Here is a 23,514-nt window from a genome sequence, read left to right as displayed (position 1 = left end):
CTACCGTCGGCGTGTGCCCACGGACACCACGAGCCCCCTGCCCGTCTCGGGTCGTCTGGCATGGTGGGCCACGGCCTGGCTGCGCGGTCACGTCGGCCCCGACGACCTGCTCGACGGCGTCCTCGACGGCGACGTCACCCACGTCGTGCTCGGACCGGACCCCGGCCTGGTGTCGACGCTGGCCGCCCTGCGCGCGGCGGGCGCCACCGGCTTCGGGGCCGCCTTCCCGGCCGAGGGCGACCTGGTCGGGCTCGGCGGCCCGCGCGAGCTCAACGCCGCCGCCCTCGACGCCGGCGAGGCCGTCGTCGCGGTCGGCGCCGAGGCCGCGCTGGTGCCGGCCCGGGTGGGGCCGACCATCGAGTGGACGCTCCTGCCGGGCCGGCGCCGGCCGCTGCCCGACGTCGGCGAGGCCGACCGCGAGCTGCGCGGGGTGCTGCTCGAGTCGGCCGAGCGGCTGGCCGCGCTCGACGTGGCGCGCTGGCGCCCCGAGGTGGCCGACCGGCTGATGAACCTGCGTCACCGGCCCGCGGTGGTCGCTCCCCCGGGCATCCCGGCGCGGTGCGTCGACCTGGCCTCGCGCGGCCTCCAGGCGCTTGGCATCGCCGAGCTGGCCCTGGAGGACGACGGCGGCGCGATCACCGTCCACGAGGCCGAGCAGCGCCGGGGCGCCCTCGCCCCCCTGGCTCGCGCCGGCCGCCGGGCCCTCGTCGCGGCCTGCTCCCCCGAGGTCTGGCCCCCGGGCTGACCACGGAGTGACCACGGGCTGACCACGGGCCGGTCGCACCCTGGGCTCCGTCGGTCACGACGACGCCCACACGCCCAGCCGGTTGCCGTCGGGGTCGTGGAAGAAGAACCGCCGCCCGCCGGGGAACGCGTAGGGCGTTTCGACGACCGTGCCGCCCGCGGACTCGACGGCGGCCACGGTCGCGTCGAGGTCACCCGACCAGAGCAGCACCGTGACACCGCTGGAGCCCCCGACGGCCGGGGCGGCACCGACGGCCAGCCCGCCGACCCCCCCGTCACCGTCGAGCCAGCGGATACCGGCGTAGTCGGGGCCGTAGTCGCGGAACTGCCAGCCGAAGGCCGCGGCGTAGAACGCCTTGGCGCGGTCGAGGTCGGTGACGGTGATTTCGACGTAGTCGATCGCGTGGTGGACGTGGGCCTCGTCGTCGCTCATGGGGTCTCCTGGAACTCGGGGGTCGTCGGACCAGCATGGACGTCGGCACCGACACCGCGACGGCACCCGATAGCGTCTGCCCCGATGAGCACGCGACCAGGAGCAGCGGACGGCACGCCCGACACCCTCCTCGTCACGCTGACCGGCAAGGACCGGCCGGGCGTGACCTCGTCGGTCTTCGCGGCCCTGACCGCCGTCGGGGTGGAGGTGGTCGACGTCGAGCAGATCATCCTGCGCGGCCGGCTGATCCTGGGCGTGCTCGTGACCGCCCCGCGCGACTGGAAGAAGGTCGCGCACGCCGTCGAGGAGACCGCGGCCGGCCTGGGCATGCAGGTCGAGATCGAGCGCGGCACCGGCGACAACCGCTCCCGCGCGGCAGGGCGCTCCCACGTGACCGTCATCGGCAGCCCGCTGAAGGCCGGTCACATGGCAGCGGTCGCGGGCCGGATCGCCGACACCGGCGGCAACATCGACCGCATCGAGCGGATGGCGCGCTACCCCGTGACCGCGATCGACCTGCACGTCTCCGGGGCCGACCCCGACCACCTGCGCGCCCTGCTGGCCACCGAGGCGTCGGCGCAGGGCATCGACATCGCCGTGCAGCCCGCGACCCTGCTGCGCCGCGGCGTACGCCTGATCGTGATGGACGTCGACAGCACGCTCATCCAGGGCGAGGTCATCGAGATGCTCGCCGCTCACGCGGGCCACGAGGCCGAGGTCGCCGCGGTGACGGAAGCGGCGATGCGCGGCGAGCTCGACTTCGAGGAGTCGCTGCGCCGCCGGGTCCGGCTGCTGGCCGGGCTCGACGCCGGCGCCCTGGACCGGGTCTACGACGACATCGTGGTCACCCCCGGCGCCCGCACCATGGTGCGCACGCTGCGCCGCCTGGGCTACCGCTTCGCGATCGTCAGCGGCGGCTTCAGCCAGATCACCGACCGGCTGGCCGTCGACCTCGGCATCCACTTCTCGCGCGCCAACGAGCTCGAGGTCGTCGACGGTCGCATCACCGGCGAGATCGTCGGCGACGTGGTCGACCGGGCCGGCAAGGCGCGCGCGTTGCGCGAGTTCGCCGCCGAGGTCGGGGTGCCGATCGAGGCCACGATCGCCATCGGCGACGGCGCCAACGACCTCGACATGCTCAACGCCGCGGGCCTCGGTGTCGCCTACAACGCCCGCAAGATCGTGCAGGAGGCCGCTGACACGACCGTCAACGTGCCCTACCTCGACTCGATCCTCTACCTGCTCGGCATCTCCCGCGAGGAGATCGAGGCGGCCGACGCCGCGGCCGGCATCGTCACGCCCGCTCCCCCGGTCTGACGGCTCACGCCAGGACGACGCGCTCCCCGAACGCCGGGGTGAGCGCGACGGCCGTCAGGCCCGACTCGAGCACCGCCCGGTGGAAGCGTTGCGGCGGGGTGACGAAGAGCCGGTGGTGGTTGGCCGGCTTGAGCCGCCGCAGGGCCAGTGGCCAGTAGGTCCCGTAGTGGACGGCGACCGCCCAGCGCGCGCCCACCGCCGCCACGGCCGCCACGGCCTCCTCGGGGTCGAGGTGCTCGTCGCCGAGCGTCGGGCCCCAGCCCCCGATGGGCACCGCGGCCAGGTCGACCGGCTCGACGTCGGCGAAGTCGGCGCGGACCCCGGTGTCGCCGGGGTACCACACGCTGGTCTCCCCGTCGTCGAAGCGGAAGCCCAGGGCAGGGACGTCGTGGTGGTGCCAGGGGAAGGTGTCGCGCCGGCCGTCGTGGGTGGCCGGCAGCGCCTCGACGCGGACGCCGGCGACCTCGACCACGTCGCCGGGTGCGACCTCCACCAGCTCACGCCCCGCCAGGCCGCGCACGGCGGCGGCCGCACCACGGGGCACGACCACCGGCACGTCGACGGCGAAGCGCCGCAACGAGGGCAGGTGCAGGTGGTCGTGGTGCAGGTGGGAGATGAGCACCAGGTCGGCCCGCGTCGCCGCCTGCGGTGGCTCGGGCACGGCCCGCCGCAGGTGGTAGAGCCGGCGGGTCATCAGCGGGTCGGTCGCGACCCGGGCGCGGCCGAGCTCGACCGTCATCGACGCGTGGCCCCACCACGTCACGGCGGCCGATCGCGCTGCACCCACGGGCGCACCCTAGGCCAGCAGGGGTGCGCCGGCGGCCGACGGTCAGGCGCGGCCGACGTGGTAGGCCAGCAGGCTGGCGGTGCCGGGACCCAGGTCGGCCCAGGAGCCGGGCACGGCGAGGACCGCGGTGGCGCTGGTCGGGAAGGTGTCGGCCGCCATCGCGTTGGTCGCCCCGACGTCGCCCTCGCCGTCGTCGAGGCTGTGCGCCAGGGAGGCCATGGTGGGGTTGTGACCCACGACGACGACGGTGCGCAGGTCGTCGTCGAGCAGGCGCACCAGGTCGAGCGCGGTGTCGACGTCGGCGGCGTACAGACCACGGTCGAGCTCGGGCGCGAGGTCCCAGCCCGCACCGCGGCACACGTGCTCCCAGGTCTCGGCAGTGCGCCGCGCGGCCGAGACCAGCGCCTTGTCGGGCGCGATGCCGGCGTCGCGCAACCAGGCCCCCAACCAGGCCCCCAGCGCGGCGGCGTCGCGGTGGCCCCGCTCGGCCAGCGCCCGCTCGACGTCGGTGGGGCCGGCCTGCTCGGCCTTCGCGTGCCTCATCACGACCAGAGTGCGAGTCCCGTGTGCCATGGCCCACAGCCTAGGAGAGACGGCGGACCGGCGCTCGGCGGCGGCGTCCGCGGGTGGCCGGCGGGCACGCCCTAGGGTTGTCGGCATGCTCCCTGCCCCGCGGCCCGGCCCTCTCATGATCATCGGGGGTGCCGAGGACAAGCTGCGGCGCCGGACCATCCTCAAGGAGTTCGTCGCCGCGTGCGGCGGACCGCAGGCTCGCATCGCGGTCGTGCCGACGGCCTCCTCGCTCGGCCCCGAGGTCGTCGAGGTCTACGACGCCCTCTTCCGTCGTGAGGGCGCCGCCGACGTCGTGGCCGTCCGTCCGGAGTCGCGCGAGGACGCCCACGACCCCGGGCTGGTCGCCCGGCTCGGCGACGTCACCGGCATCTTCATGACCGGGGGCAACCAGCTCAAGCTGTCGGCCATCGTGTGCGGCACCCCCCTCGGCGACGAGATCCTCGCGGCCCGCGAGCGTGGCGTCGTGGTCGCCGGCACCTCGGCGGGTGCGAGCATCCAGTCGAGCCACATGGTGGCCTTCGGCGGCCCGGGTTCGACGCCCAAGCAGCGGATGACGCAGGTCGCGGCGGGTCTGGGACTGCTCCGGTCGTCGGTGATCGACCAGCACTTCGACCAGCGCAACCGCTACGGACGGCTGCTGATGATCGTGGCCCAGTCGCCCCAGCTGCTCGGGATCGGCGTCGACGAGGACACCGCGGCCATCGTCGACACCGTCGCCGGCGCCGGCGCCGGGCCCGGGGACGCCGACCACGAGGTCCTGCGGGTCCTGGGGCGCGGTGCGGTCACGATCATGGACCCCTCGCGCATCACCACCAACGCCTTCGAGGCCAAGCGGTCCACGGCGATCCTCGCCAGCGGGGTGGTGCTCCACGTGCTGCCCGACGGTGCGGCCTTCGACCTCACGACGCGCACCCTGGTCCCCCACACGGCCACGGTCGACGCGACCGAGGCGGCCGACCTGGCCGAGGCCGGCCAGGACCTGCGTCAGCTCGCCCGCGACATCGCCGCCGCGGACGCCGACCCGACCACCCTCAAGCGCCGCCTGGCGCGCAGCCGCGGCAAGAAGAAGGACGGAGCAAGCACATGAGCGAGCGTCCCACCCCCGACCTGACGATCGTCGAGACCCGCGTCTACCGCGGGGCCAACATCTGGTCCTACGACAAGGCCATCCACCTCGTCGTCGACCTCGGCTCCCTCGAGGACCACCCCACCAACACCCTCCCCGGGTTCACCGACCACCTCCTCTCCATGCTGCCCGGCCTGCGCGAGCACTCCTGCTCGCGCGGCAAGCGCGGCGGCTTCGTCGAGCGGCTCAACGAGGGCACCTGGCTCGGCCACGTCGCCGAGCACGCCGCCCTGGCCCTGCAGCAGGTCGTCGGCCACGACATCCGGCGCGGCAAGACCCGTGGCGTCAAGGGCCACAAGGGCCTCTACAACGTCATCTTCGGGTACGCCGACGAGCAGGTCGGGCTCGCCGCGGCCCGCCTGGCCGTGCGCCTGGTCAACCACCTGGTCGAGGCCGACCCCGAGTTCGACTGGGACGCCTCGCTGGAGGAGTTCATCAAGCGCGCGCAGCGCACCGCGTTCGGCCCCTCGACCCAGGCGATCCTCGACGAGGCCGTTTCCCGCGACATCCCCTGGATCCGGCTCAACCAGTACTCGCTGGTCCAGCTCGGCCAGGGCGTCCACGCCAAGCGGATCCGCGCCACGATGACCTCGGCCACCAGCGCGATCGCGGTCGACATCGCCTCCGACAAGGACCGGACCACCTCGTTGCTCGGTGCGGCCGGCCTGCCGGTGCCCAAGCAGGAGGTCATGCGCACCGCCGACCAGGCGGTCCGCGCCGCGGAGCGGATCGGCTACCCGGTGGTGCTCAAGCCCCTCGACGGCAACCACGGCCGCGGCGTCATCCTCGACAACGAGAACGAGGCCGACGTACGCGCTGCGTTCGAGGTCGCCCAGGCCGAGTCCCGGCGCGGCGTCGTGCTGGTCGAGTCGCAGATCGTGGGCAAGGACTACCGCTGCCTGATCATCGACGGCCGGGTCGCCGCGATCGCTGAACGCGTGCCCGCGTCGGTGACCGGTGACGGCACCGCCACCGTCGAGCAGCTGGTCGACACCGCCAACGCCGACCCGCGTCGTGGGGTCGGGCACGAGAAGGTCCTCACCCGGATCAAGGTCGACGAGGCCGCCGTCCAGCTGGTGCGCGAGCAGGGCTACGAGATGACCGACGTGCCGCCCGAGGGCGCCCACGTCAAGCTCGCCCTGACCGGCAACATGTCGACCGGCGGCATCTCGATCGACCGCACGTTCGAGGCCCACCCCGAGAACGTCGAGATCGCCGAGGAGGCGGCCCGCATGGTCGGGCTCGACATCGCGGGCATCGACTTCATCTGCCCCGACATCACCGAGCCGGTGCGCGAGACCGGCGGCGCGATCTGCGAGGTCAACGCCGCCCCCGGCTTCCGGATGCACACCCACCCGACGATCGGCGAGCCGCAGTTCATCGCCAAGCCGGTCGTCGACATGCTGTTCCCGCCGGGCGCGACCAGCCGGATCCCGATCGTCGCCGTCACCGGCACCAACGGCAAGACCACGACGTCGCGGATGATCAGCCACATCTTCAAGGGCATGGGCCGCAAGGTCGGCATGACCTCGACCGACGGCGTCGTCATCGACGAGCGCCTGCTGATCCGCTCCGACGCCTCCGGCCCGCGCTCGGCGCGGATGGTGCTGCAGAACCCCCGCGTCGACTTCGCGGTCTTCGAGGTCGCCCGCGGCGGCATCCTGCGCGAGGGCCTGGGCTACGAGCGCAACGACGTCGCCGTCGTCCTCAACGTGCAGCCCGACCACCTCGGCCTGCGCGGCATCGACACCGTCGAGCAGCTCGCCGACGTCAAGGCGGTCCTGGTCGAGGCCGTGCCGCGCGACGGGCACGCCGTGCTCAACGCCGACGACCCGTTGGTGCGCGACATGCGCCGTCGGTGCTCGGGCCAGGTCGTGTGGTTCTCGATGGAGGAGCCCGGCACCGAGACCCGCGACATGATCGACGCCCACTGCCGTCGTGGCGGCAAGGCGCTGGTGCTCAACCCCAGCGAGCGCGGCGAGATGATCGTGGTCAAGCACGGCCCGCGCGAGATGCAGCTGGCCTGGACCCACCTGCTGCCGGCGACCTTCAACGGCCGGGCTCGGATGAACGTGCAGAACACGCTGGCCGCCGCCGCGGCCGCCTTCGCCGCCGGCGCGCCCCTGCACGACATCCGCCAGGGTCTGCGCACCTTCTCCACCAGCTACTACCTGTCCCCCGGACGCCTCAACGAGGTCGAGGTCAACGGCGTCAACGTGATCGTCGACTACTGCCACAACGCGCCCGGCATGAAGATGCTCGGCGACTTCGTCGACCGCACCGGCGACTCGATGGCGTCGTCCCACGACCTCGCGCGCCCCTCGCGCATCGGCGTGATCGCGACCGCCGGCGACCGCCGCGACCAGGACATGCGTGAGCTCGGCGAGATCGCCGCCCAGCACTTCGACGTCGTGGTCGTGCGCGAGGACGAGAGCCTGCGCGGACGGCAGCGCGGCGAGGTCGCCGGGCTGGTCGCCGAGGGCGTCCGCACCGCCATGGCCGCGGGCTCGCGCTGCAAGCAGGTCGAGGAGGTGCTCGACGAGATCGAGGCGGTGCGCCACGCCATGGCCCGCGCCAACCGCGGCGACCTGCTCGTCATCTGCGTCGACAAGCACGCCCAGGTGATGGGCGAGCTCGAGAACTGGTCCTCGGTCGCCCAGGCCGGCTCCGGCGCGAGCGCCGACGCCCCGGCCGCCGACCCCGACTTCGTCCCCACGCCCCCCGAGGCCTGAGGTGCGCATCCTCGAGCTGTCCGCGGCCCCCCGACGACCCGTCGAGGCCCACGGGAGCCTCGGGGTCAGCATCGGGGCCATCGGGATCACCGCCGAGGCCCACCTGGTGACCCTGGCGCTGCGACCCGGTGGTGCCGTCGGGCGGCACCCCGCCGCCGGCCGGCAGCTGCTGGTCGTGCTCGACGGCGACGCCGAGGTCTCCGGGAGCAACGGCGACCCCGTCGTCATCGGCCCGGGCCAGGCCGCCGTCTGGGAACCCAACGAGCTCCACCAGACCCGCACGACGTCAGGCCTGCTGGCGCTCGTGGTCGAGGGTGACGTCGACCTCGGGGCCCCCGGCCACCACGTCGACCCAGGCGACGTCTGAAAGGTGCCATCCTGAGGCGATGGACCAGTTCGGCGTCGCCCACCAGCTCATGCTGGCGCTGTGCGTCGTCGGGCTGCCGGGCGCCTGGCTGCTGGGGCGCCACGAGCGGCTCTCGGGCTCCCGACGCCTCAGCCGGGCGGCGGCGATCGCCATCCCGGTGGTGCACGTGCCGACGCAGGCCTACGACGTGCTGGTGCGCTTCGACGTCGACGTGTCGCTGCCGTTCCACCTCAGCGACCTGGCCTGGATCGCGGCCGCGGTCGCACTGTGGACCCACCACCGCTACGCCGTCGCGCTCACCTACTTCTGGGGGCTGGTGCTGAGCAGCCAGGCCGTCGTCACCCCGTCGCTGGGCGAGAACTTCCCCGACGTGCGGTTCCTGGCCTTCTGGTTCATCCACCTGCTCGTCGTGTGGGCCGCGGTGTTCCTGGTCTGGGGGCACCGGATCACCCTGACCTGGAACGACTACCGCTTCACCATGGTCGTGACGCTGGTCTGGGCGGTGGCGGCCTACACCTTCAACGAGGTCGCCGGCACCAACTACGGCTACCTGCAGCGCAAGCCCAGCGGCGGGTCGCTCCTCGACCTGCTCGGCCCCTGGCCGTGGTACGTCGTGGCCGAGATCGCCATCGTGGCCGGCGTGTGGGCGCTGATGACCTGGCCCTGGGTCCGCAGCGGTGTGCGGCACCGGGACCGCGACCGGAGCCCGGCCTAGTCACGGGTGTTCAGGGCGTCGCGGCGGCCCTTCGGACCTTCAGCGCCAGGTCGTCGCTGGTGTCGGGCGCGCCCCCGTGCTCGGCGATCCAGTCGTAGCACTCCTGGCGCTCGGCGTGGCACATGAGCCCGACGACGTCGCCGGGCAGCGCCTGACCCACCAGGGCGGCGAGCACGGCGACCTCCGTGGGGTACGCCGGCACCCCGGTCACCCCGACCCGCTCGGCCCCGGCGCGCATCAGCACCTCGAGCTCGTCGGTGGTGCGCCCGCGCAGGTAGTGCTCCTTGTGGCCGATCGCGACCACGTCGCTGTCGCGCGCGGCGATCTCGCCGAGCTTCTCGATCAGCTCGTCGGTGCGGTCGCCGACCACCCCCAGCCCCAGCAGGATGCGCCGGCCGGGGGCGCGGACGCCGTTCATGATCTCGACCATGGCCTCGAGCCCGGCCTCGTTGTGGGCGAGGTCCATGACGACCGAGACGTCCCGGGGCATCGTGAAGAAGTTCATCCGGCCCGGGTTGTGCTCGGCGTCGGGCCGGAAGGTCCGCAGCCCCTCCACCACGACGTCGCGCGGGATGCCGACCGCGAGGGCGGCCGAGGCCGCCGCGAGGGTGTTCTCGACGTTGAACCGCGACAATCCGGCCAGCGTCATCGGGACGTCGAGCAGCTCCACGAGCGGGTCGGGGTCGGCGTCGGGCAGCAGCACCGACACCCAGCCGTCGATCACCACGGTGGCGCGGCCGCCGTCGGTGAGGGTGTCGCGCACGCCCGGTGAGTCGACGTCGCGGGAGAACACCCACGGCCGGGCCTTGATCATCGAGCGCATGGCGTAGACCCGCGGGTCGTCGGCGTTGAGCACCGCCCACCCCGAGCGGCGGGTGATCCGCGGCACGACGGCCTTGACCTCGGCGAGCTGGTCGACGGTGTCGATGCCCTGCAGCCCGAGGTGGTCGGCGGTCACGTTGGTGACCACGGAGACGTCGTTGCGCACCAGGCCGATGCCCTTGAGCAGGATGCCGCCGCGGGCCGTCTCGGTGACGGCGAGCTCGACCTCGGGGAACGACAGCACGCGACCGGCGCCGCTGGGGCCGGAGTAGTCGCCGGACTCGACCATGACGCCGTCGACGTAGACGCCGTCGGTGTTGGACCAGCCGACGTGGAGCCCGTGGGTGCGTGCGATGTGGGCGACCATGCGCGAGGTCGTGGTCTTGCCGTTGGTGCCGGTCACGGCCACCACCGGTACGCGCGGCAGGATCGTGGTCGGCGCCGGGCCGCCCTCCGCCGCGGCGACCCGCTGCGCCGCGGCGCTGACCGCGGCCTCGATGTCGGCGCCGGGCACCGCGTCGAGGACGTCGCCGACCGCGCGTCCCATCTCCTGGGCGCGGGTGCGGTTGCGCCACGGGAAGGCGACCACCACCTGGTGCGGGTCGCTGGTCGAGCGCACACGCACGCCCAGGCGCGACGTGCCGGACTCCTGGGCGACCGCGCGGACCAGCCGTCCGACCGCCCGCAGCGCGAAGCGCTGCCGGAAGCCGGTGTCGGGGGCGCCGGGGCGGGGGTTCTTGAGCCCGATGCGCGTGGCGAACCGGCGTGCGGTCTCCTCCGAGGCGACGCTGAGGCCGCTGACGTCGAGCGTGAGCTTGATGGCGGCCCGTGGGAAGTAGAGGTTGGGCCCTTCGAGGACCCGGAGCTCGAGGAGGGAGGACGGCACCCGCGCACGTTACCGAGTGTCGGCTGTACACACGCGGCCCGGTCGTGTGTGGTGGAGGGCGTGGCCCCCTCCGACGAGCGCACCCTGCTGCTGTCCCGCCTCGCCTCGCAGCGCCGTCACGTGCTCGCCCAGCTCGAGGGCCTCGACGACGAGCAGCTGCGCCGACCGGTCCTGCCCTCGGGGTGGTCCTGCCTGGGACTGGTGCGTCACCTGACGTTGTCCGACGAGCGCTACTGGCTCGAGGTCGTGGTCGCCGGGCGACCGCTCGACTTCTGGCCCGACGGCGACCGCGCCGACTGGGTCGTGGCGCCCGAGGAGTCGAGCGACGCGGTCCTCGACGCCTACCGGACCGCGATCGCCGCAGCCGACGCGATCATCGCCGAGCGCTCGCTCGACGACCAGCCGGCGGCCCCGGAGGCGTGGTGGGCCGAGGCCGGCCTGGCGTTCCCCGACCTGCGGTCCGTGCTGCTGCACCTGATCGTGGAGACCGCCATCCATGCTGGGCACCTCGACGCCGTGCGCGAGCTGATCGACGGGCGCCAGCACCTCGTGCTGTGACCGTCGGCGCGGTCGTGGTGGGGGTCTCAGGCACCCATGGCGTGGAAGCCGCCGTCGACGTGCACGATCTCGCCGGTCGTGGCGGGGAAGAAGTCGGACAGCAGGGCGCACACCGCCTTGGCGGTGGGCTCGTGGTCGGCGTTGTCCCAACCGAGCGGGGCCCTGGTCTCCCACAGCGCGTCGAGCTCCTCGAAGCCGGGAATGGCCTTGGCGGCCAGGGTCTTGAGCGGACCGGCGGAGACGAGGTTGACCCGGATGCCGTCGGGGCCGAGGTCCCGGGCGAGGTAGCGCGAGGTCGACTCGAGCGCGGCCTTGGCCACGCCCATCCAGTCGTAGACCGGCCAGGCGGTGGTGGCGTCGAAGGTCAGGCCGACCACCGAGCCGCCGTGGCCCATCAGCGGGCGCGCCGCCATGGCGAGCGACTTCAGGGAGTACGCCGAGACCTGCACGGCCTGCGCCACGTCGGGCCAGGGCCCGGTGAGGAACTTGCCGCCCAGCAGCGTCTCGGGGTTGCCGTAGGCGATCGAGTGGACGACGCCGTCGAGGTGGGCGTCGACGCCGAGGTGCTCGCGCACCTGGTCGGCCAGGCCCGCGAGGTGGTCGTCGTCGGTGACGTCGAGCTCGAGCACCGGGGCCGGGTGCGGCAGCCGCCCGGCGATGCGGCGGGTGATGCCGAGCGCGCGGCCGAAGTTGGAGATCAGCACGGTCGCGCCCTGCTCCTGGGCGACCTTGGCGGTCGCGAAACCGATGGACTTGTCCATCGTCACGCCCGCCACGAGGATCGTCTTGCCGTCGAGGATGCCGCTCATGTCCGTCCTTCCTAGTGGCCCATGCCGAGTCCGCCGTCGACGGGGATCACGGCTCCGGTGACGTACGCCGCGCCGTCGCCGGCCAGCCAGGTGACCGCCGCCGCGACCTCGGTCGGGTCGGCGTACCGGCCCAGCGGGACCTGCGCCTTGATGGCGGTCTTCTGGTCGTCGGTGAGGACGTCGGTCATGTCGGTGTCGACGAACCCGGGGGCCACGACGTTGGCGGTGATAGCGCGCGAGCCCAGCTCGCGGGCCAGCGACCGGGCCATGCCGACCAGGCCGGCCTTCGAGGCCGCGTAGTTGACCTGCCCGGGCGAGCCGAGCAGGCCGACGACCGAGGAGATGAAGATGATCCGGCCGCGCCGCAGGCGCAGCATGCCCTTCGCCGCGCGCTTGGCGAGGCGGAACGAGCCGGTCAGGTTGGTGTCGATGACCCGCGACCAGTCGTCCTCCGACATGCGCAGCACCAGGGTGTCGGCGGTGACGCCGGCGTTGGCCACGAGCACCTCGACCGGGCCCAGCTCGGCCTCGACGGTCGCGAAGGCCGCGTCGACCGCGGCCGGGTCGGTGACGTCGCACCGCACGTCGAGCGTGCCCTCGGGAGCGCCGCCACCCCGGGTCGTCACCGCCACGCGGTCACCCTGGGCTACGAACGCCTCGGCGATCGCACGACCGATGCCGCGGTTGCCGCCGGTGACCAGCACGACGCGGCCGGTGGGTGCCTCGGGGGTTTGCGTCACCCCGGCGACGCTAGTGATTACCCGGGGGTAGGCGAAAACCGACCTACTCGTCGTCCTCGAGGCGGAAGCCGATCTTCAGGCCGACCTGGTAGTGCTGGACCCCACCGTCCTGGATCTGGCCGCGCACCTGGGTGACCTCGAACCAGTCGAGGTGACGCAGGGTCTTGCTGGCGCGCTCGATGCCGTTGCTGATGGCCTGCTCGATGCTCTCGGGCGAGGTCCCGACGATCTCGGTGAGGCGGTAGGTGCGGTTCGTCATGAGGTCACCATAGGGGTGTCCGTCCCAGCGGCGCGCGCGACGTAGGCTGAATGCATGGCCCGCAAGGAAGCAGTCGACGACGTCGTCCGCATCACCACAGCAGCCGGCAACCGTGCCGACGACATCCGGGCTCGCCAGAAGCGCTACCTGCTCTCGATGAGCCTGCGCACCCTGTGCTTCGTCGGCGCGATCATCGCCTCGATGGCCGGCATCGGCTGGCTGTGGCCGATCCTCATCGCTGGCGCGCTGGTGCTGCCCTACATCGCGGTCGTGATGGCCAACGCGGCCGCCAACCTCTCCGACGGCTTCCAGCTGCGCGAGGCCGACTTCAGCCACCGCGAGATCGAGTCGGGCCGGCGCCGCGAGCTCTGAGGTCTCACACCTCCGCGGTCGGTACGCCGCTCTCGTGCGGCACGACGTCCTTGAGGAACTGACGCGCCGTGAGGAAGTCGCCCAGCGACACGCGGTGCTCGTCGCAGGCCAGCCACACCTTGCGCCGCTCGGGCGTGTGCAGCTTGGGGTTGTTCCACAGCAGCTGCCAGGTCGCGGGGGCCTGGCAGCCCTTGGCCGAGCAGACGTCGGGCTGCACCTCTAGCCGCCGATGGCCGACATCGGCCGCGACGGCTGCAGGAACGACGGGTCGTCGATGCCGTGGCCGGCGAGCTTGCCGCGCATGGCCACCAGCCACCGCTCGGCCAGGTCGGCGTCGCTCGCGCCGGCGCGCATCGCGCCGCGCAGGTCGGACTCCTCGCGGGAGAACAGGCAGGTGCGAACCTGCCCGTCGGCCGTGAGCCGGACGCGGTCGCAGTCGCCGCAGAACGGCCGCGTCACCGAGGCGATCACACCGACGGTGGCCGGACCGCCGTCGACGAGGAACAGCTCGGCGGGTGCGCTGCCCCGCGGCTCGGTCGCGGGCGTCAGGTCGAAGGCCGCCTCGAGGGAGGCCAGGATCTCGTCGGCCACGATCATGCCGTCGCGCGACCAGCCGTGCTGGGCGTCGAGCGGCATCTGCTCGATGAAGCGCAGGTCGTAGCCGCGCTCGAGGCACCACCCGAGCAGCTCGGCCGCCTGGTCGTCGTTGATGCCCCGCATCAGCACCGCGTTGACCTTGACCGGGCCGAGCCCGGCGGCCGCCGCGCCCTCGAGCCCGGCGATCACGTCGTCGAGACGGTCACGTCGGGTCAGCTGCAGGAAGGTCTCGGCGCGCACCGAGTCGAGGCTCACGTTGACCCGGTCGAGCCCGGCCTCGGCCAGGGCCGCGGCGGTGCGGGCCAGCCCCAGGCCGTTGGTGGTCAACGACGTCTCGACCGTGGGGTCGATGCGCTTGGTGCGCGCGACGATGTCGACGAGCCCACGGCGTACGAGGGGCTCACCGCCGGTGAACCGCACCTCACGGACCCCCAGCCGCTCGACGGCCACGCCGATCAGCCGCACGACCTCGTCGTCGGTGAGCTGCTGGCTGGTGGGCATCCAGTCGAGCCCCTCGGCGGGCATGCAGTAGGTGCACCGCAGGTTGCACTTGTCGGTCAGCGAGACGCGCAGGTCGGTGGCCACGCGTCCGTAGCCGTCAGCCAGAGGCAGTATGGGTCCCGTCACAGTCTGAGTGTACGGACCGGCCCCTGGGCCTCGGCCCCTCCCTGGGGAGGGCCCACCCTCCTGGGCCCTCACCCGCCCACGGCCCGAGGCCCACCCGATAACCTCGGGGCGTGGGTTCCTACCGCTTCCTGCTCAGCCGGCGCTGGGTGTCGTTCGCGGTCGTGGTGGTGCTGCTGGCCGGTCTGGCGTGGTGGCTGGGCGAGTGGCAGTTCGGTCGGCTCCACGACCGCCAGGGCCGCAACGAGGTCATCCGCACCAACGAGGCCCGTCCGCCCGCCCCGGTCGACGCGGTGCTGTCGACCGACCGTGGCCTCGCCATGTCCGACGAGTGGCGTCGGGTCGAGGCCACCGGCACCTACGACGTCGACCACACCGTGATCGTGCGCTACCGCAGCAACGACGAGGGCGCACCCGGCGTCGACGTCGTCGTCCCCCTGGTCACCGACTCCGGCGCGTCGCTCATCGTCGACCGGGGCTTCCTGCAGACCGACGCCCGCTCCCCCGACATCGGCGACGTGCCGCCGCCGCCGACCGGCGTGGTCACCGTGGTCGGGTGGGCGCGCGTCAACGGCACCGGCGACAGCACCGAGATCGACACCAGCGGGGCCCTGTCGACACGGGCCGTCTCCTCCGACGCCATCGGCGCGGCGATCGGCAGGCCCGTCTACGACGGGTTCGTCGACGCCGTCACCGAGAACGGCCAGCCGGTCCCCGACCTGGCCGACCGCGAGCTGCCCGAGCTCGACAACGGACCGCACTTCTTCTACGGGCTGCAGTGGTGGTTCTTCGGCGTGCTGGCCGTCTTCGGCTTCGGCTACCTCGCCTACGACGAGCGCAAGCGCGGCCCGCGCGGCGAGCGCGAGCAGGACCGCAAGAGGACCGACAAGGTCGCCAAGGTCAAGCAGACCAACGTCCCGGCGCAGTACCAGCGACGCTGACGTCGTACGTCGAGGTCGAGGATCGACATCGAGGCCATCGACGAGATCGTCACGACGCTCGACGACCTCGAGGACGTCGGCGCCTTCGGCACCGAGGCCTGGTGGTCTCGCTGGTCCTTCGCGTGGGCGCAGGTCCTGCGCGACCACACTGCAGGCCGGCTGCAGGCTGCGCTGGCCGCCCAGGCCACGGTGGACCCCCGCGAGGCCCGCTCGATCCTGACCAGCGGTGACCGGCTCGACGGCTTCGTGAACTTCGCCTATCGCGCTTTGAACTCCGACCGTGACGGTCGACCCCTGGAGCGCCGGCTCGACTCCGCCGAGGCGGTCGCCTGGCTGCTCGACACCGTGTTCGTCATGGAGGGACGTGTGCGCCCCTACAACAAGTACCTCGCATGGGAGCTCCACGAGCACCCTCTCGCGCCCGGCAGCCCGCACGCCCCTCAGGCGGTGCGTGAGCCACCGGACCCAGCGTTTCCGATCGCCGGAAAGGTGGCCTGCTCACCGCCCGGCAGGCCACACGTTCAGTCGACCGGGACGACCACGTCGTCGGTGAAGAACTGCGTGCGGTAGAGGTCGGCGTAGAGGCCCTCGCGCTCTAGGAGCTCGGCGTGGGTGCCGAACTCGACGATCCGGCCGCCCTCGAGGACGAGGATCTGGTCGGCGTTGCGCACCGTGGAGAGCCGGTGGGCGATGACCAGGGACGTGCGCCCCTCGAGCGCGGCGTCGAGGGCGCGCTGCACGGCGGCCTCGGACTCGGAGTCGAGGTGGGCGGTGGCCTCGTCGAGGACGACGATCGCGGGCGACTTGAGCAGCAGGCGCGCAATGGCGAGCCGCTGGCGCTCGCCACCGGAGAGCCGGTAGCCGCGGTCGCCGACGACCGTGTCGAGGCCGTCGGCCAGCGAGCGCACGAGCTGGGCGATCTGGGCGGCCTCGAGGGCCTCCCAGATCTGCTCGTCGGTCGCGTCGGGGCGGGCGTAGCGCAGGTTGGCCCCGATGGTGTCGTGGAACATGTGGGCGTCCTGGGTGACGTAGCCGACGACGTCCTCGAGGGACTCCAGCGTCACGTCGCGCACGTCGTGGCCCCCGACCCGCACGGCACCGCCCCCGACGTCGTAGAGGCGCGCGACGAGGTGGGTGACGGTGCTCTTGCCGGCGCCGGACGGTCCGACCAGGGCGATCATCTCGCCGGGCTCGGCGACGAAACCGACGTCGGTGAGGACCTGCGGCCGCTCGCGCGACTCGGTGCGGGCGAGGTTCTCGAGCGACCCGAGGGAGACCTCGTCGGCTCCGGGGTAGCTGAAGGAGACGTGCTCGAACTCGAGGCGGCCGGCGTCGCGCGGCAGCACGATCGCGTCGTGCTTCTGGGTGATCAGCGAGGGGAGGTCGAGGACCTCGAAGACCCGCTCGAAGCTCACCAGGGCGGTCATGACGTCGATGCGGACGTTGGACAGGCCCTGGAGCGGGCCCAGCAGGCGCAGCAGCAGGGTCGCCAGGGCCAGGAGGGTCCCGACGGTGAGGGTGCCGTCAACGGCCAGGTGGCCGCCGACGCCGTAGACCAGTGCGGTCGCGAGGGCGGGCACGAGCATCATCGAGGCGCCGAAGACGCGGGTGATCAGCGAGATCCGGATGCCGAGGTCGCGGACCCGGGCGGCCTTGGCGGCGAACAGCTCGTCCTCGTCGCCCCGACGACCGAAGAGCTTGAGCAGCATGGCGCCGCCGACGTTGAAGCGCTCGGTCATCACGTTGCCGAGGTCGGCGTTGCCGTTCATCTGCTCGCGGGTCAGCCCGGCCAGGCGGGAGCCGACCCAGCGGGAGACGAAGAAGAGGATCGGGAACATCACCAGGCACAGCAGGGTGACCTGCCAGCTCAGGGCGAGCATCGCGATGCCGACGACGACGACGGCGATCGAGTTGGAGACCGTGCTCGACAGGGTCGAGGTGAAGGCCCGCTGGGCGCCGATGACGTCGTTGTTGAGACGCGAGACGAGGGCACCGGTCTGGGTGCGCGTGAAGAACGCCAGCGACTGGCGCTGGACGTGGCCGAACACCTTGGTGCGCAGGTCGAAGATCAGTCCCTCGCCGATCCGCGACGAGAACCACCCGCCGAAGACGGCCAGGACGGCGCTGAGCACGGCGGCCGCGGCCATCGCGAGGGCCAGGAGGGTCACCAGGCCGGTGTCGCCCGCGATGATGCCGTCGTCGACGATGCGCTGCACGAGCAGCGGGGTCACGATGACCATCGAGGAGTCGACCACGGTGATCGCCAGGAAGATCGCGATCAACCGCCGGTGCGGCCGCGCGAAGGCGAGGACGCGGCGTACGGTCTCGCGCGAGACGCGCTGGTCGACGACGCTGCGGTCGGAGCGCAGCGACCGCCACGCGGCGGCGTTGGGGGACATGAGGGACACGGGTCCACCTCCTGTGAGGCTGGGGTGCTCGCTGGGGTCAGGTGGCCATCAGCGCGGCGAGCTCGCGGAAGCGGCGGGACTGCGCCTCGCGCTCGAGGCGGCGTTGGGTGTCGAGGTCGTGGTGGGCGGCACCGAGCACGAGTGCCTTGGTCTCGCGGACCGCACCGACCATCGGTGCGGTGAGGGCGGTGACGAGGTCGGCGAGGCGGGTGTCGAGCTGGTCGGCGGGTACGGCGTCGAGCGCGAAGCCGATGCGCACCGCCTCGTCTGCGCCCACGTTGCGGGCGGTGGCGCAGATCTCCAGCGCCCTCGGGTAGCCAACCGCGTCGACCAGCGGTTTTGTTCCCGTGAGGTCGGGGACCAGACCCAGCGCCGCCTCCTTCATGCAGAAGTAGGCGTCGTCGGCGGCGAGCACCAGGTCGCACGACAGCGCGAGCTGGAAGCCTGCCCCGATCGCGTAGCCGTGGACCACCGCGATGGAGACGAAGCGCGGGTCGCGCAGCCAGGTGAAGCCCTGCTGATAGGCGTCGATGGTCGCGGAGATGTCGTCGTCGGACTGGGCGAGCAGGTCGGCGACGCTCTCCTGGCCGTCGCCGCCGCCCGGGGTGAGGAGCGTGCGGTCGAGACCGGCCGAGAACGTCGCGCCGGCACCGCGCAGCACCACCACGCGCACCTCGTCGGGCAGCTGGGCGCCGATCGCGGCCAGGGTGCGCCACATCGTCGGCGTCTGGGCGTTGCGCGCCTCGGGCTTGTCGAGGGTGATGGTGGCGACGGCGCCCTCGACCTCGTAGCGCAGGCGGGCGGCAGCGAGCTGCTCGGGAGTGAGGGTGCTGGTGACGGTGCTGGTGACGGTGCTGGTCATGCCGCGAGTCTAGGGACGAGCACCGACCGCCTGCGGGCTCAGGCCAGCGAGACCAGGTCGGCGTAGTCCTCGGTCCACAGGTCCTCGTCGCCGTCGGGCAGCAGGAGCACCCGGTCGGGCTCGAGCGCGCGGACGGCGCCCTCGTCGTGGGTGACCAGGATGATGGCGCCCTCGTAGGTGCGGATGGCGGCGAGCACCTCCTCGCGCGAGGCCGGGTCGAGGTTGTTGGTGGGCTCGTCGAGCAGCAGCACGTTGGCGCTCGAGACCACCAGCGACGCGAGGGCCAGGCGGGTCTTCTCGCCGCCGGAGAGCACGGAGGCCGGCTTGGAGGCGTCGTCGCCGGAGAACAGGAACGAGCCGAGCACGGAGCGCGCCTCGGTGTCGGTGAGCTGGGGCGCGGCGGACTGCATGTTCTCGAGCACGGTGCGCGAGGTGTCGAGCGTCTCGTGCTCCTGGGCGTAGTAGCCGAGCTTGAGCCCGTGGCCGGGGATGACCGCACCGGTGTCGGACTGGTCGACCCCGCCCAGGATCCGCAGCAGCGTCGTCTTGCCGGCCCCGTTGAGGCCGAGGATGACCACGCGCGAGCCGCGGTCGATGGCGAGGTCGACGTCGGTGAAGACCTCCAGCGAGCCGTAGGACTTCGACAGCTCGGTGGCGGTGAGCGGCGTCTTGCCGCACGGCGCCGGGGCCGGGAACTTGATCTTGGCGACCTTGTCGGCGGCGCGCTCGCCCTCGAGGCCCGACATGATCTTCTCGGCGCGCTTGAGCATCGACTGCGCGGCCTGGGCCTTGGAGGCCTTGGCGCGCATCCGGTTGGCCTGGTCGGTGAGGGTCTTGGCCTTGTTCTCGGCGTTCATCCGCTCGCGCTTGCGGCGCTTCTCGTCGGTCTCGCGCTGGGTGAGGTAGTGGCGCCAGCCCATGTTGTAGAGGTCGATGACCCCGCGGTTGGCGTCGAGGTGGAAGACCTTGTTGACGGTCTGCTCGAGCAGCGCGTTGTCGTGGCTGATCACGATGAACCCGCCGCTGTGGCTCTTGAGGAAGTCGCGCAGCCACACGATCGAGTCGGCGTCGAGGTGGTTGGTGGGTTCGTCGAGGATCAGCACCTCGGCGTCGGAGAACAGGATGCGGGCCAGCTCGACGCGGCGCCGCTGACCACCCGACAGGGTCTTGAGCGGCTGGCCGAGGATCCGGTCGGCGATGCCGAGGGACGCAGCGATCGTCGCGGCCTCGGACTCGGCGGCGTATCCCCCGCCGGCCTGCATCTCGTCGGTGGCCCGGGTGTAGCGCTTCATGCCCTTCTCGCGCAGCTTCGGGTCGTCGGAGCCCATCATCTCCTCGGCCTCGCGCATGCGTCGTACGACGTCGTCGAGGCCGCGGGCCGACAAGATGCGGTCGCGCGCGAGGACCTCGGGGTCGCCGGTGCGGGGGTCCTGGGGCAGGTAGCCCACCTCGCCGGTGCGCGTGACCGAGCCGCCGGCGGGCTGGGCCTCGCCCGCGAGGATCTTGGTGAGCGTGGTCTTGCCGGCGCCGTTGCGCCCGACGAGGCCCACCTTGTCGCCGGCGGCGACGCGGAACGTGACGTCCTGCATCAGGAGCCGGGCACCGGCCCGGACCTCGAGCTGGTGTGCGCTGATCATGGTGGTCCGATTCTAGGGAGGCAGCGCCTGTCTCCCCCCATCGCGGCGAGGGTGCCGGCGCCCACATGGCCTAGATTGCCGCCATGCGCTTCAACCCCAAGGCCCGTCTCGACACCAGCCGGGTCGGCGACGCCGGCCGTGGCTCCGGCGGCGGTGGGCTCGGGCGCGGCGGCGGTGGTCGGCTCCCGATCCCCGGTGGGATGGCCGGCGGCGGTGGCGTGGTCGGGGTGATCGTGGTGGTCGTGTTCATCGCCATCCAGCTCTTCTCCGGCAGCAACGCCGGCGGCGGGCTGGGCGGCGGGGGCACCGGTCTCGACGCGAGCCGGTTCAACGACACCGGCCGCTACACCTCCTGCAAGACCGGGGCCGACGCCAACCGCAGCAGCGACTGCGCCCGGGTCGCGGTCGAGAACTCCCTGCGCGACTTCTGGGGCGACGAGCTCGGCAGCGACTTCCGGCCCGAGGAGAAGGTCGTCACCTTCACCGGGAGCGTGTCCACCGGCTGCGGCGGCGCCGACTCGGCGGTCGGGCCGTTCTACTGCCCGTCGGACCAGACCATCTACCTCGACACCGGCTTCTTCGACGACGTGCTGGAGAGGCAGCTCGGCGGCCCCGACGGCGGCTTCGTCGAGCCCTACGTGCTGGCCCACGAGTACGGCCACCACATCTCCAACCTGCTCGGCACCATGGGCCAGGTCACCGGTGACACCGGCCCGCAGAGCACCGGCGTACGCCTGGAGCTGCAGGCCGACTGCTTCGCCGGCATGTGGGCCAAGGCCGCCACGCAGACCCAGGACGCCGACGGCAACGTGCTGTTCGCCGAGCTGACCCAGGACGACATCGACCTGGCGCTCGAGGCGGCGGCGTCGGTCGGCGACGACCGGATCCAGAAGAAGACCACCGGGCAGGTCGACCCCGAGACCTGGACCCACGGCTCGGCGGCCAACCGGCAGAAGTGGTTCGGCATCGGCTTCAGCCAGGGCTCGATCGACGCCTGCGACACCTTCTCGGTCCCGCGGGTCTGACCGGGCCCACCCGCCTCACCAGCCGAGCAGCGCCTCCACGTGGGGCGACTGCCGCTGCAGTGCGCGCAAGTAGGGCGCCACGGACGGGTGCCGGTACTTGCCGGCGAGAGCGCCCTCGCCGCCCGCGACCCGCGCGAGCGCCCACTCGGCGCGACCGAACGCCGTGTAGACGGCCGTGATGCGCGCGCCCAGCAGGACGTCGTCGGGCGCGGCCACCTCGTCGGGCAGGCCCATCAGGTAGGCGTCGAGCAGCGGCTCGAACTCCTCGCGGGCGGTCAGCGAGAAGTAGCCGAGGTCGCCGCCGACCGGACCGACCCCGAGCGTGGCCCAGTCGATGGCCACGGCGTCGTCGCCCACGCGCCCGGGGATGTTGTCGTGCGAGGGATCACCGTGCTGCGGCACCTGCGGGAGGGAGTCGAGCACCGAGAGGAACTCGCCGCGGCGCTTCCACAGGTGGTCGGCGACGTCGGCCGCGGTCGTGCGCGCCAGCGTGGGCCAGCCGCCGGCACGGTGGTCGGTACGCGCCAGCCGCTGCCGCAACTGCCCGACGGTCAGGAAGCGGGGGCGGGCCAGGTCGCTGCCGGCGAAGCGCCCGAGGGCGACCGCGACGAACAGCCCGCTCAGTGCGGCGTCCTCGACCCACTCGCGGGTGATCGTGATGCCGGTGTCGTCCTCGTCGACCGCGGCGACCACGGCGCGCAGGCCGCGGGTCGCCAGGGCGATGCCGGTGTCGAGCACGTCGGCCTCACGCCGCCAGTAGGCGAAGTGGCTGCGGTCCGACATCTCGGCCGGGTCGTCGTGCGCGGGAGCGCCGAGCCGCTTGATGACGACCGGCTGCTCGCCGTAGGCCGTGCGCCACAGGCCCACCGTGGACGCACCGGCGCCACGGGGCAGGGCGTGCCACCCCGGGTCGGGCTCCCACATGCCTGGGACGCTACTGGAACCGAGGGGCCAGACGGTGGACAACGACGTCCTCGAGCGCGCCGTGGCGCGCCGTGAGTGTCACGTAGGTGCAGTGGGGCTGGCGCCGGCGGTCGGTCGGTGAGCCGGGGTTGAGCAGCCGCAACCCGCGCGGCGTGGTGGTGTCCCAGGGGATGTGACTGTGGCCGAAGACCAGCACGTCGACGTCGGGGTAGGCCGCCTCGCAGCGCGCCTCGCGACCTTGCGTGCCGCCGGTCTCGTGCACGACAGCGAACCGGACGCCGCCCAGCTCGGCGGTCGCGACCTCGGGCAGCCGGGCCCGCAGGTCGGGGCCGTCGTTGTTGCCGAACACCCCGACGAGCCGCCGCGCCCGGGCCTCGAGACGGTCGAGCGTGGCCAGGTCGACCCAGTCGCCGGCGTGGACGACGACGTCGGCCTCGTCGACGCGGTCCCAGACCGCCGCCGGCAGGTCGCGGGCCCGCTTCGGTAGGTGGGTGTCGGCGAGGAGGAGGACCCGGGTCACGCGTTGACCACCTCGACCTGCAGCGCGGTCGCGTCGGCCACCGCCTGCTCGAGCACCCCGCGCCGTGGGTCGGGGACCGCCAACCACGGGGCGACGACGACGAAGCCACGCAGCCGCAGGTCCTCCAGCACCTCGTCGACCGCGCCGTGGTCGCCGCCGGTCACGACCGGAGCGTGCCTGCCGGCGAGGCTGCCGAGGATCCGGGCCGCGTGGTCGGCCGCGGCCTCGTAGGCCTGGCGCGCCTGGTTGTCGCGGCGCCGCGCGAAGCGCTGCTGCGACTGCCCACCGGCCTTGGTGCGGCCCTGGACGTGGCGCTGCCCGGTCTTGGACTCCCCCATCGTCGCGCCACGCATCCGCGCCACCGCGAAGCCGCCCTTGCGCACCAGCAGCACGCCCCAGTCGTCGGGCACCGCCACCGCCGCGCCCAGCGCGTCGGGCGTGGCCGGACCGTCGTACGACGCGGCGAAGGGCAGCCGGACAGTGACGGTCGACCCGTCCTGGGCGGCTCCGGCCAACGCACCGTCGACCACGGCGTACGACGTCGCGCCGTGGCTGCGCTCGAAGTTGTCGACCCAGCGCGCCCAGCGGGCGGTCGGGACGAGGACGAGGGGCACGGTGCGAATCTATTCAATCCACGCTGGTCGAGCCGGGCGAGCCCGAGTCGAGACCACGGCAGCCGACCTGCTGAGGTCGACCTGTGCCTGCGGGGGTCTCGAGCCGCGCCTTGCGCCTGCGC

26 protein-coding genes are annotated in these 23,514 nt (G+C 72.8%); 11 read left to right on the top strand and 15 right to left on the bottom strand.

What is annotated here, in order from left to right:
* Window positions 1-13 precede the first annotated feature (13 nt).
* The gene (locus FZC61_RS05770) at window positions 14-745 is read left to right on the top strand and encodes a hypothetical protein (RefSeq protein ID WP_148613165.1); all 732 of its coding nucleotides are present in this window, start codon (window positions 14-16) and stop codon (window positions 743-745) included.
* A gap of 54 nt (window positions 746-799) precedes the next feature.
* Here FZC61_RS05770 and FZC61_RS05765 read toward each other — a convergent pair whose 3' ends face one another.
* Window positions 800-1,177, bottom strand: a complete 378-nt coding sequence (locus FZC61_RS05765) for a VOC family protein (protein ID WP_148613164.1) — start codon at window positions 1,175-1,177, stop codon at window positions 800-802.
* A gap of 84 nt (window positions 1,178-1,261) precedes the next feature.
* On the opposite strand from FZC61_RS05765, the gene serB reads away from it, so the two are divergent.
* Window positions 1,262-2,494 carry a phosphoserine phosphatase SerB gene (gene serB, locus FZC61_RS05760; RefSeq protein ID WP_148613163.1) on the top strand — a complete coding sequence of 411 codons (1,233 nt, stop codon included), beginning with the start codon at window positions 1,262-1,264 and terminating at the stop codon, window positions 2,492-2,494.
* A 4-nt stretch (window positions 2,495-2,498) separates the two neighbouring features.
* Here the strand turns inward: serB and FZC61_RS05755 are convergent, their stop codons facing one another.
* Both FZC61_RS05755 and FZC61_RS05750 read right to left on the bottom strand, forming a co-directional pair.
* Window positions 2,499-3,281, bottom strand: coding sequence for an MBL fold metallo-hydrolase (locus tag FZC61_RS05755; protein ID WP_148613162.1), 783 nt, complete (start codon window positions 3,279-3,281; stop codon window positions 2,499-2,501).
* A 42-nt stretch (window positions 3,282-3,323) separates the two neighbouring features.
* Complete coding sequence (locus FZC61_RS05750; protein ID WP_246142547.1) at window positions 3,324-3,824, bottom strand: SixA phosphatase family protein; 501 nt, start codon at window positions 3,822-3,824, stop codon at window positions 3,324-3,326.
* Between the two features lie 115 nt (window positions 3,825-3,939).
* Here FZC61_RS05750 and FZC61_RS05745 point away from each other — a divergent pair, with 115 nt between their 5' ends.
* The 4 genes from FZC61_RS05745 to FZC61_RS05730 are packed head-to-tail and all read left to right on the top strand — an operon-like array spanning window position 3,940 to window position 8,794.
* Window positions 3,940-4,941 (top strand): cyanophycinase, encoded by a 1,002-nt coding sequence (locus tag FZC61_RS05745; protein ID WP_148613160.1) that lies wholly within the window; start codon window positions 3,940-3,942, stop codon window positions 4,939-4,941.
* The gene (cphA, locus tag FZC61_RS05740; protein ID WP_148613159.1) at window positions 4,938-7,712 is read left to right on the top strand and encodes a cyanophycin synthetase; all 2,775 of its coding nucleotides are present in this window, start codon (window positions 4,938-4,940) and stop codon (window positions 7,710-7,712) included. The genes FZC61_RS05745 and cphA overlap by 4 nt, the downstream gene beginning before the upstream one ends.
* A 1-nt stretch (window position 7,713) precedes the next feature.
* Window positions 7,714-8,079, top strand: coding sequence for a cupin domain-containing protein (locus FZC61_RS05735; RefSeq protein WP_148613158.1), 366 nt, complete (start codon window positions 7,714-7,716; stop codon window positions 8,077-8,079).
* A gap of 19 nt (window positions 8,080-8,098) precedes the next feature.
* Window positions 8,099-8,794, top strand: a complete 696-nt coding sequence (locus FZC61_RS05730; RefSeq protein ID WP_148613157.1) for a YwaF family protein — start codon at window positions 8,099-8,101, stop codon at window positions 8,792-8,794.
* A 10-nt stretch (window positions 8,795-8,804) separates the two neighbouring features.
* On the opposite strand, the gene FZC61_RS05725 is transcribed toward FZC61_RS05730, so the two are convergent.
* Complete coding sequence (locus FZC61_RS05725; protein WP_148613156.1) at window positions 8,805-10,502, bottom strand: Mur ligase family protein; 1,698 nt, start codon at window positions 10,500-10,502, stop codon at window positions 8,805-8,807.
* A 60-nt stretch (window positions 10,503-10,562) separates the two neighbouring features.
* Between FZC61_RS05725 and FZC61_RS05720 the strand changes: the two genes are divergently transcribed.
* Entirely contained in the window at window positions 10,563-11,060 is a 498-nt protein-coding gene (locus tag FZC61_RS05720; protein WP_148613155.1) for a mycothiol transferase, read from the top strand.
* Window positions 11,061-11,086: 26 nt separating this feature from the next.
* Here the strand turns inward: FZC61_RS05720 and fabI are convergent, their stop codons facing one another.
* The 3 genes from fabI to FZC61_RS05705 are packed head-to-tail and all read right to left on the bottom strand — an operon-like array spanning window position 11,087 to window position 12,868.
* Window positions 11,087-11,869 carry an enoyl-ACP reductase FabI gene (fabI, locus tag FZC61_RS05715; protein ID WP_148613154.1) on the bottom strand — a complete coding sequence of 261 codons (783 nt, stop codon included), beginning with the start codon at window positions 11,867-11,869 and terminating at the stop codon, window positions 11,087-11,089.
* A gap of 11 nt (window positions 11,870-11,880) precedes the next feature.
* Window positions 11,881-12,609, bottom strand: coding sequence for a beta-ketoacyl-ACP reductase (locus FZC61_RS05710; protein ID WP_148613153.1), 729 nt, complete (start codon window positions 12,607-12,609; stop codon window positions 11,881-11,883).
* A 43-nt stretch (window positions 12,610-12,652) separates the two neighbouring features.
* A complete protein-coding gene (locus FZC61_RS05705) occupies window positions 12,653-12,868 on the bottom strand; it encodes a dodecin (protein ID WP_148613152.1) in 216 nt (71 codons plus the stop codon).
* Window positions 12,869-12,922: 54 nt separating this feature from the next.
* Here FZC61_RS05705 and FZC61_RS05700 point away from each other — a divergent pair, with 54 nt between their 5' ends.
* Window positions 12,923-13,240, top strand: coding sequence for a DUF3099 domain-containing protein (locus FZC61_RS05700; RefSeq protein WP_148613151.1), 318 nt, complete (start codon window positions 12,923-12,925; stop codon window positions 13,238-13,240).
* Window positions 13,241-13,244: 4 nt separating this feature from the next.
* Here FZC61_RS05700 and FZC61_RS05695 read toward each other — a convergent pair whose 3' ends face one another.
* Both FZC61_RS05695 and moaA read right to left on the bottom strand, forming a co-directional pair.
* Window positions 13,245-13,457 (bottom strand): acetone carboxylase, encoded by a 213-nt coding sequence (locus FZC61_RS05695; RefSeq protein ID WP_148613150.1) that lies wholly within the window; start codon window positions 13,455-13,457, stop codon window positions 13,245-13,247.
* Window positions 13,458-13,459: 2 nt separating this feature from the next.
* Window positions 13,460-14,464: a GTP 3',8-cyclase MoaA gene (gene moaA, locus FZC61_RS05690; protein WP_246142546.1), complete on the bottom strand. Its 1,005-nt coding sequence runs from the start codon at window positions 14,462-14,464 to the stop codon at window positions 13,460-13,462.
* 110 nt (window positions 14,465-14,574) lie between these two features.
* On the opposite strand from moaA, the gene FZC61_RS05685 reads away from it, so the two are divergent.
* Together FZC61_RS05685 and FZC61_RS05680 are read left to right on the top strand one after the other, a co-directional pair.
* Window positions 14,575-15,402 (top strand): SURF1 family cytochrome oxidase biogenesis protein, encoded by an 828-nt coding sequence (locus FZC61_RS05685; RefSeq protein WP_148613149.1) that lies wholly within the window; start codon window positions 14,575-14,577, stop codon window positions 15,400-15,402.
* A gap of 189 nt (window positions 15,403-15,591) precedes the next feature.
* A complete protein-coding gene (locus tag FZC61_RS05680; RefSeq protein ID WP_148613148.1) occupies window positions 15,592-15,972 on the top strand; it encodes a hypothetical protein in 381 nt (126 codons plus the stop codon).
* Here FZC61_RS05680 and FZC61_RS05675 read toward each other — a convergent pair.
* The 3 genes from FZC61_RS05675 to FZC61_RS05665 are packed head-to-tail and all read right to left on the bottom strand — an operon-like array spanning window position 15,924 to window position 20,309.
* Complete coding sequence (locus FZC61_RS05675) at window positions 15,924-17,801, bottom strand: ABC transporter ATP-binding protein (RefSeq protein WP_148613357.1); 1,878 nt, start codon at window positions 17,799-17,801, stop codon at window positions 15,924-15,926. The genes FZC61_RS05680 and FZC61_RS05675 overlap by 49 nt on opposite strands.
* Window positions 17,802-17,847: 46 nt before the next feature.
* Window positions 17,848-18,672, bottom strand: coding sequence for an enoyl-CoA hydratase/isomerase family protein (locus FZC61_RS05670; RefSeq protein WP_148613147.1), 825 nt, complete (start codon window positions 18,670-18,672; stop codon window positions 17,848-17,850).
* A 38-nt stretch (window positions 18,673-18,710) separates the two neighbouring features.
* Window positions 18,711-20,309 (bottom strand): ABC-F family ATP-binding cassette domain-containing protein, encoded by a 1,599-nt coding sequence (locus FZC61_RS05665; RefSeq protein WP_148613146.1) that lies wholly within the window; start codon window positions 20,307-20,309, stop codon window positions 18,711-18,713.
* An 83-nt stretch (window positions 20,310-20,392) separates the two neighbouring features.
* On the opposite strand from FZC61_RS05665, the gene ypfJ reads away from it, so the two are divergent.
* A complete protein-coding gene (gene ypfJ / locus FZC61_RS05660; protein WP_148613145.1) occupies window positions 20,393-21,334 on the top strand; it encodes a KPN_02809 family neutral zinc metallopeptidase in 942 nt (313 codons plus the stop codon).
* 15 nt (window positions 21,335-21,349) lie between these two features.
* Here the strand turns inward: ypfJ and FZC61_RS05655 are convergent, their stop codons facing one another.
* From FZC61_RS05655 to FZC61_RS05645, 3 genes are read right to left on the bottom strand one after another with little or no spacing between them, the layout of a single operon-like run.
* Window positions 21,350-22,258: a phosphotransferase gene (locus tag FZC61_RS05655; RefSeq protein ID WP_148613144.1), complete on the bottom strand. Its 909-nt coding sequence runs from the start codon at window positions 22,256-22,258 to the stop codon at window positions 21,350-21,352.
* Window positions 22,259-22,268: 10 nt separating this feature from the next.
* Window positions 22,269-22,778, bottom strand: a complete 510-nt coding sequence (locus tag FZC61_RS05650; protein WP_148613143.1) for a metallophosphoesterase family protein — start codon at window positions 22,776-22,778, stop codon at window positions 22,269-22,271.
* Entirely contained in the window at window positions 22,775-23,392 is a 618-nt protein-coding gene (locus FZC61_RS05645) for an acVLRF1 family peptidyl-tRNA hydrolase (RefSeq protein ID WP_148613142.1), read from the bottom strand. Before FZC61_RS05645 ends, FZC61_RS05650 begins: the two co-directional genes overlap by 4 nt.
* Window positions 23,393-23,514: the final 122 nt, after the last annotated feature.

Origin of the sequence: Nocardioides rubriscoriae (assembly GCF_008087085.1) — a bacterium.
GTDB lineage: Bacteria > Actinomycetota > Actinomycetes > Propionibacteriales > Nocardioidaceae > Nocardioides > Nocardioides rubriscoriae.
The sequence above is the reverse complement of the archived record's forward strand: the minus strand, read 5'-3'. Positions and strand labels throughout refer to the sequence as shown.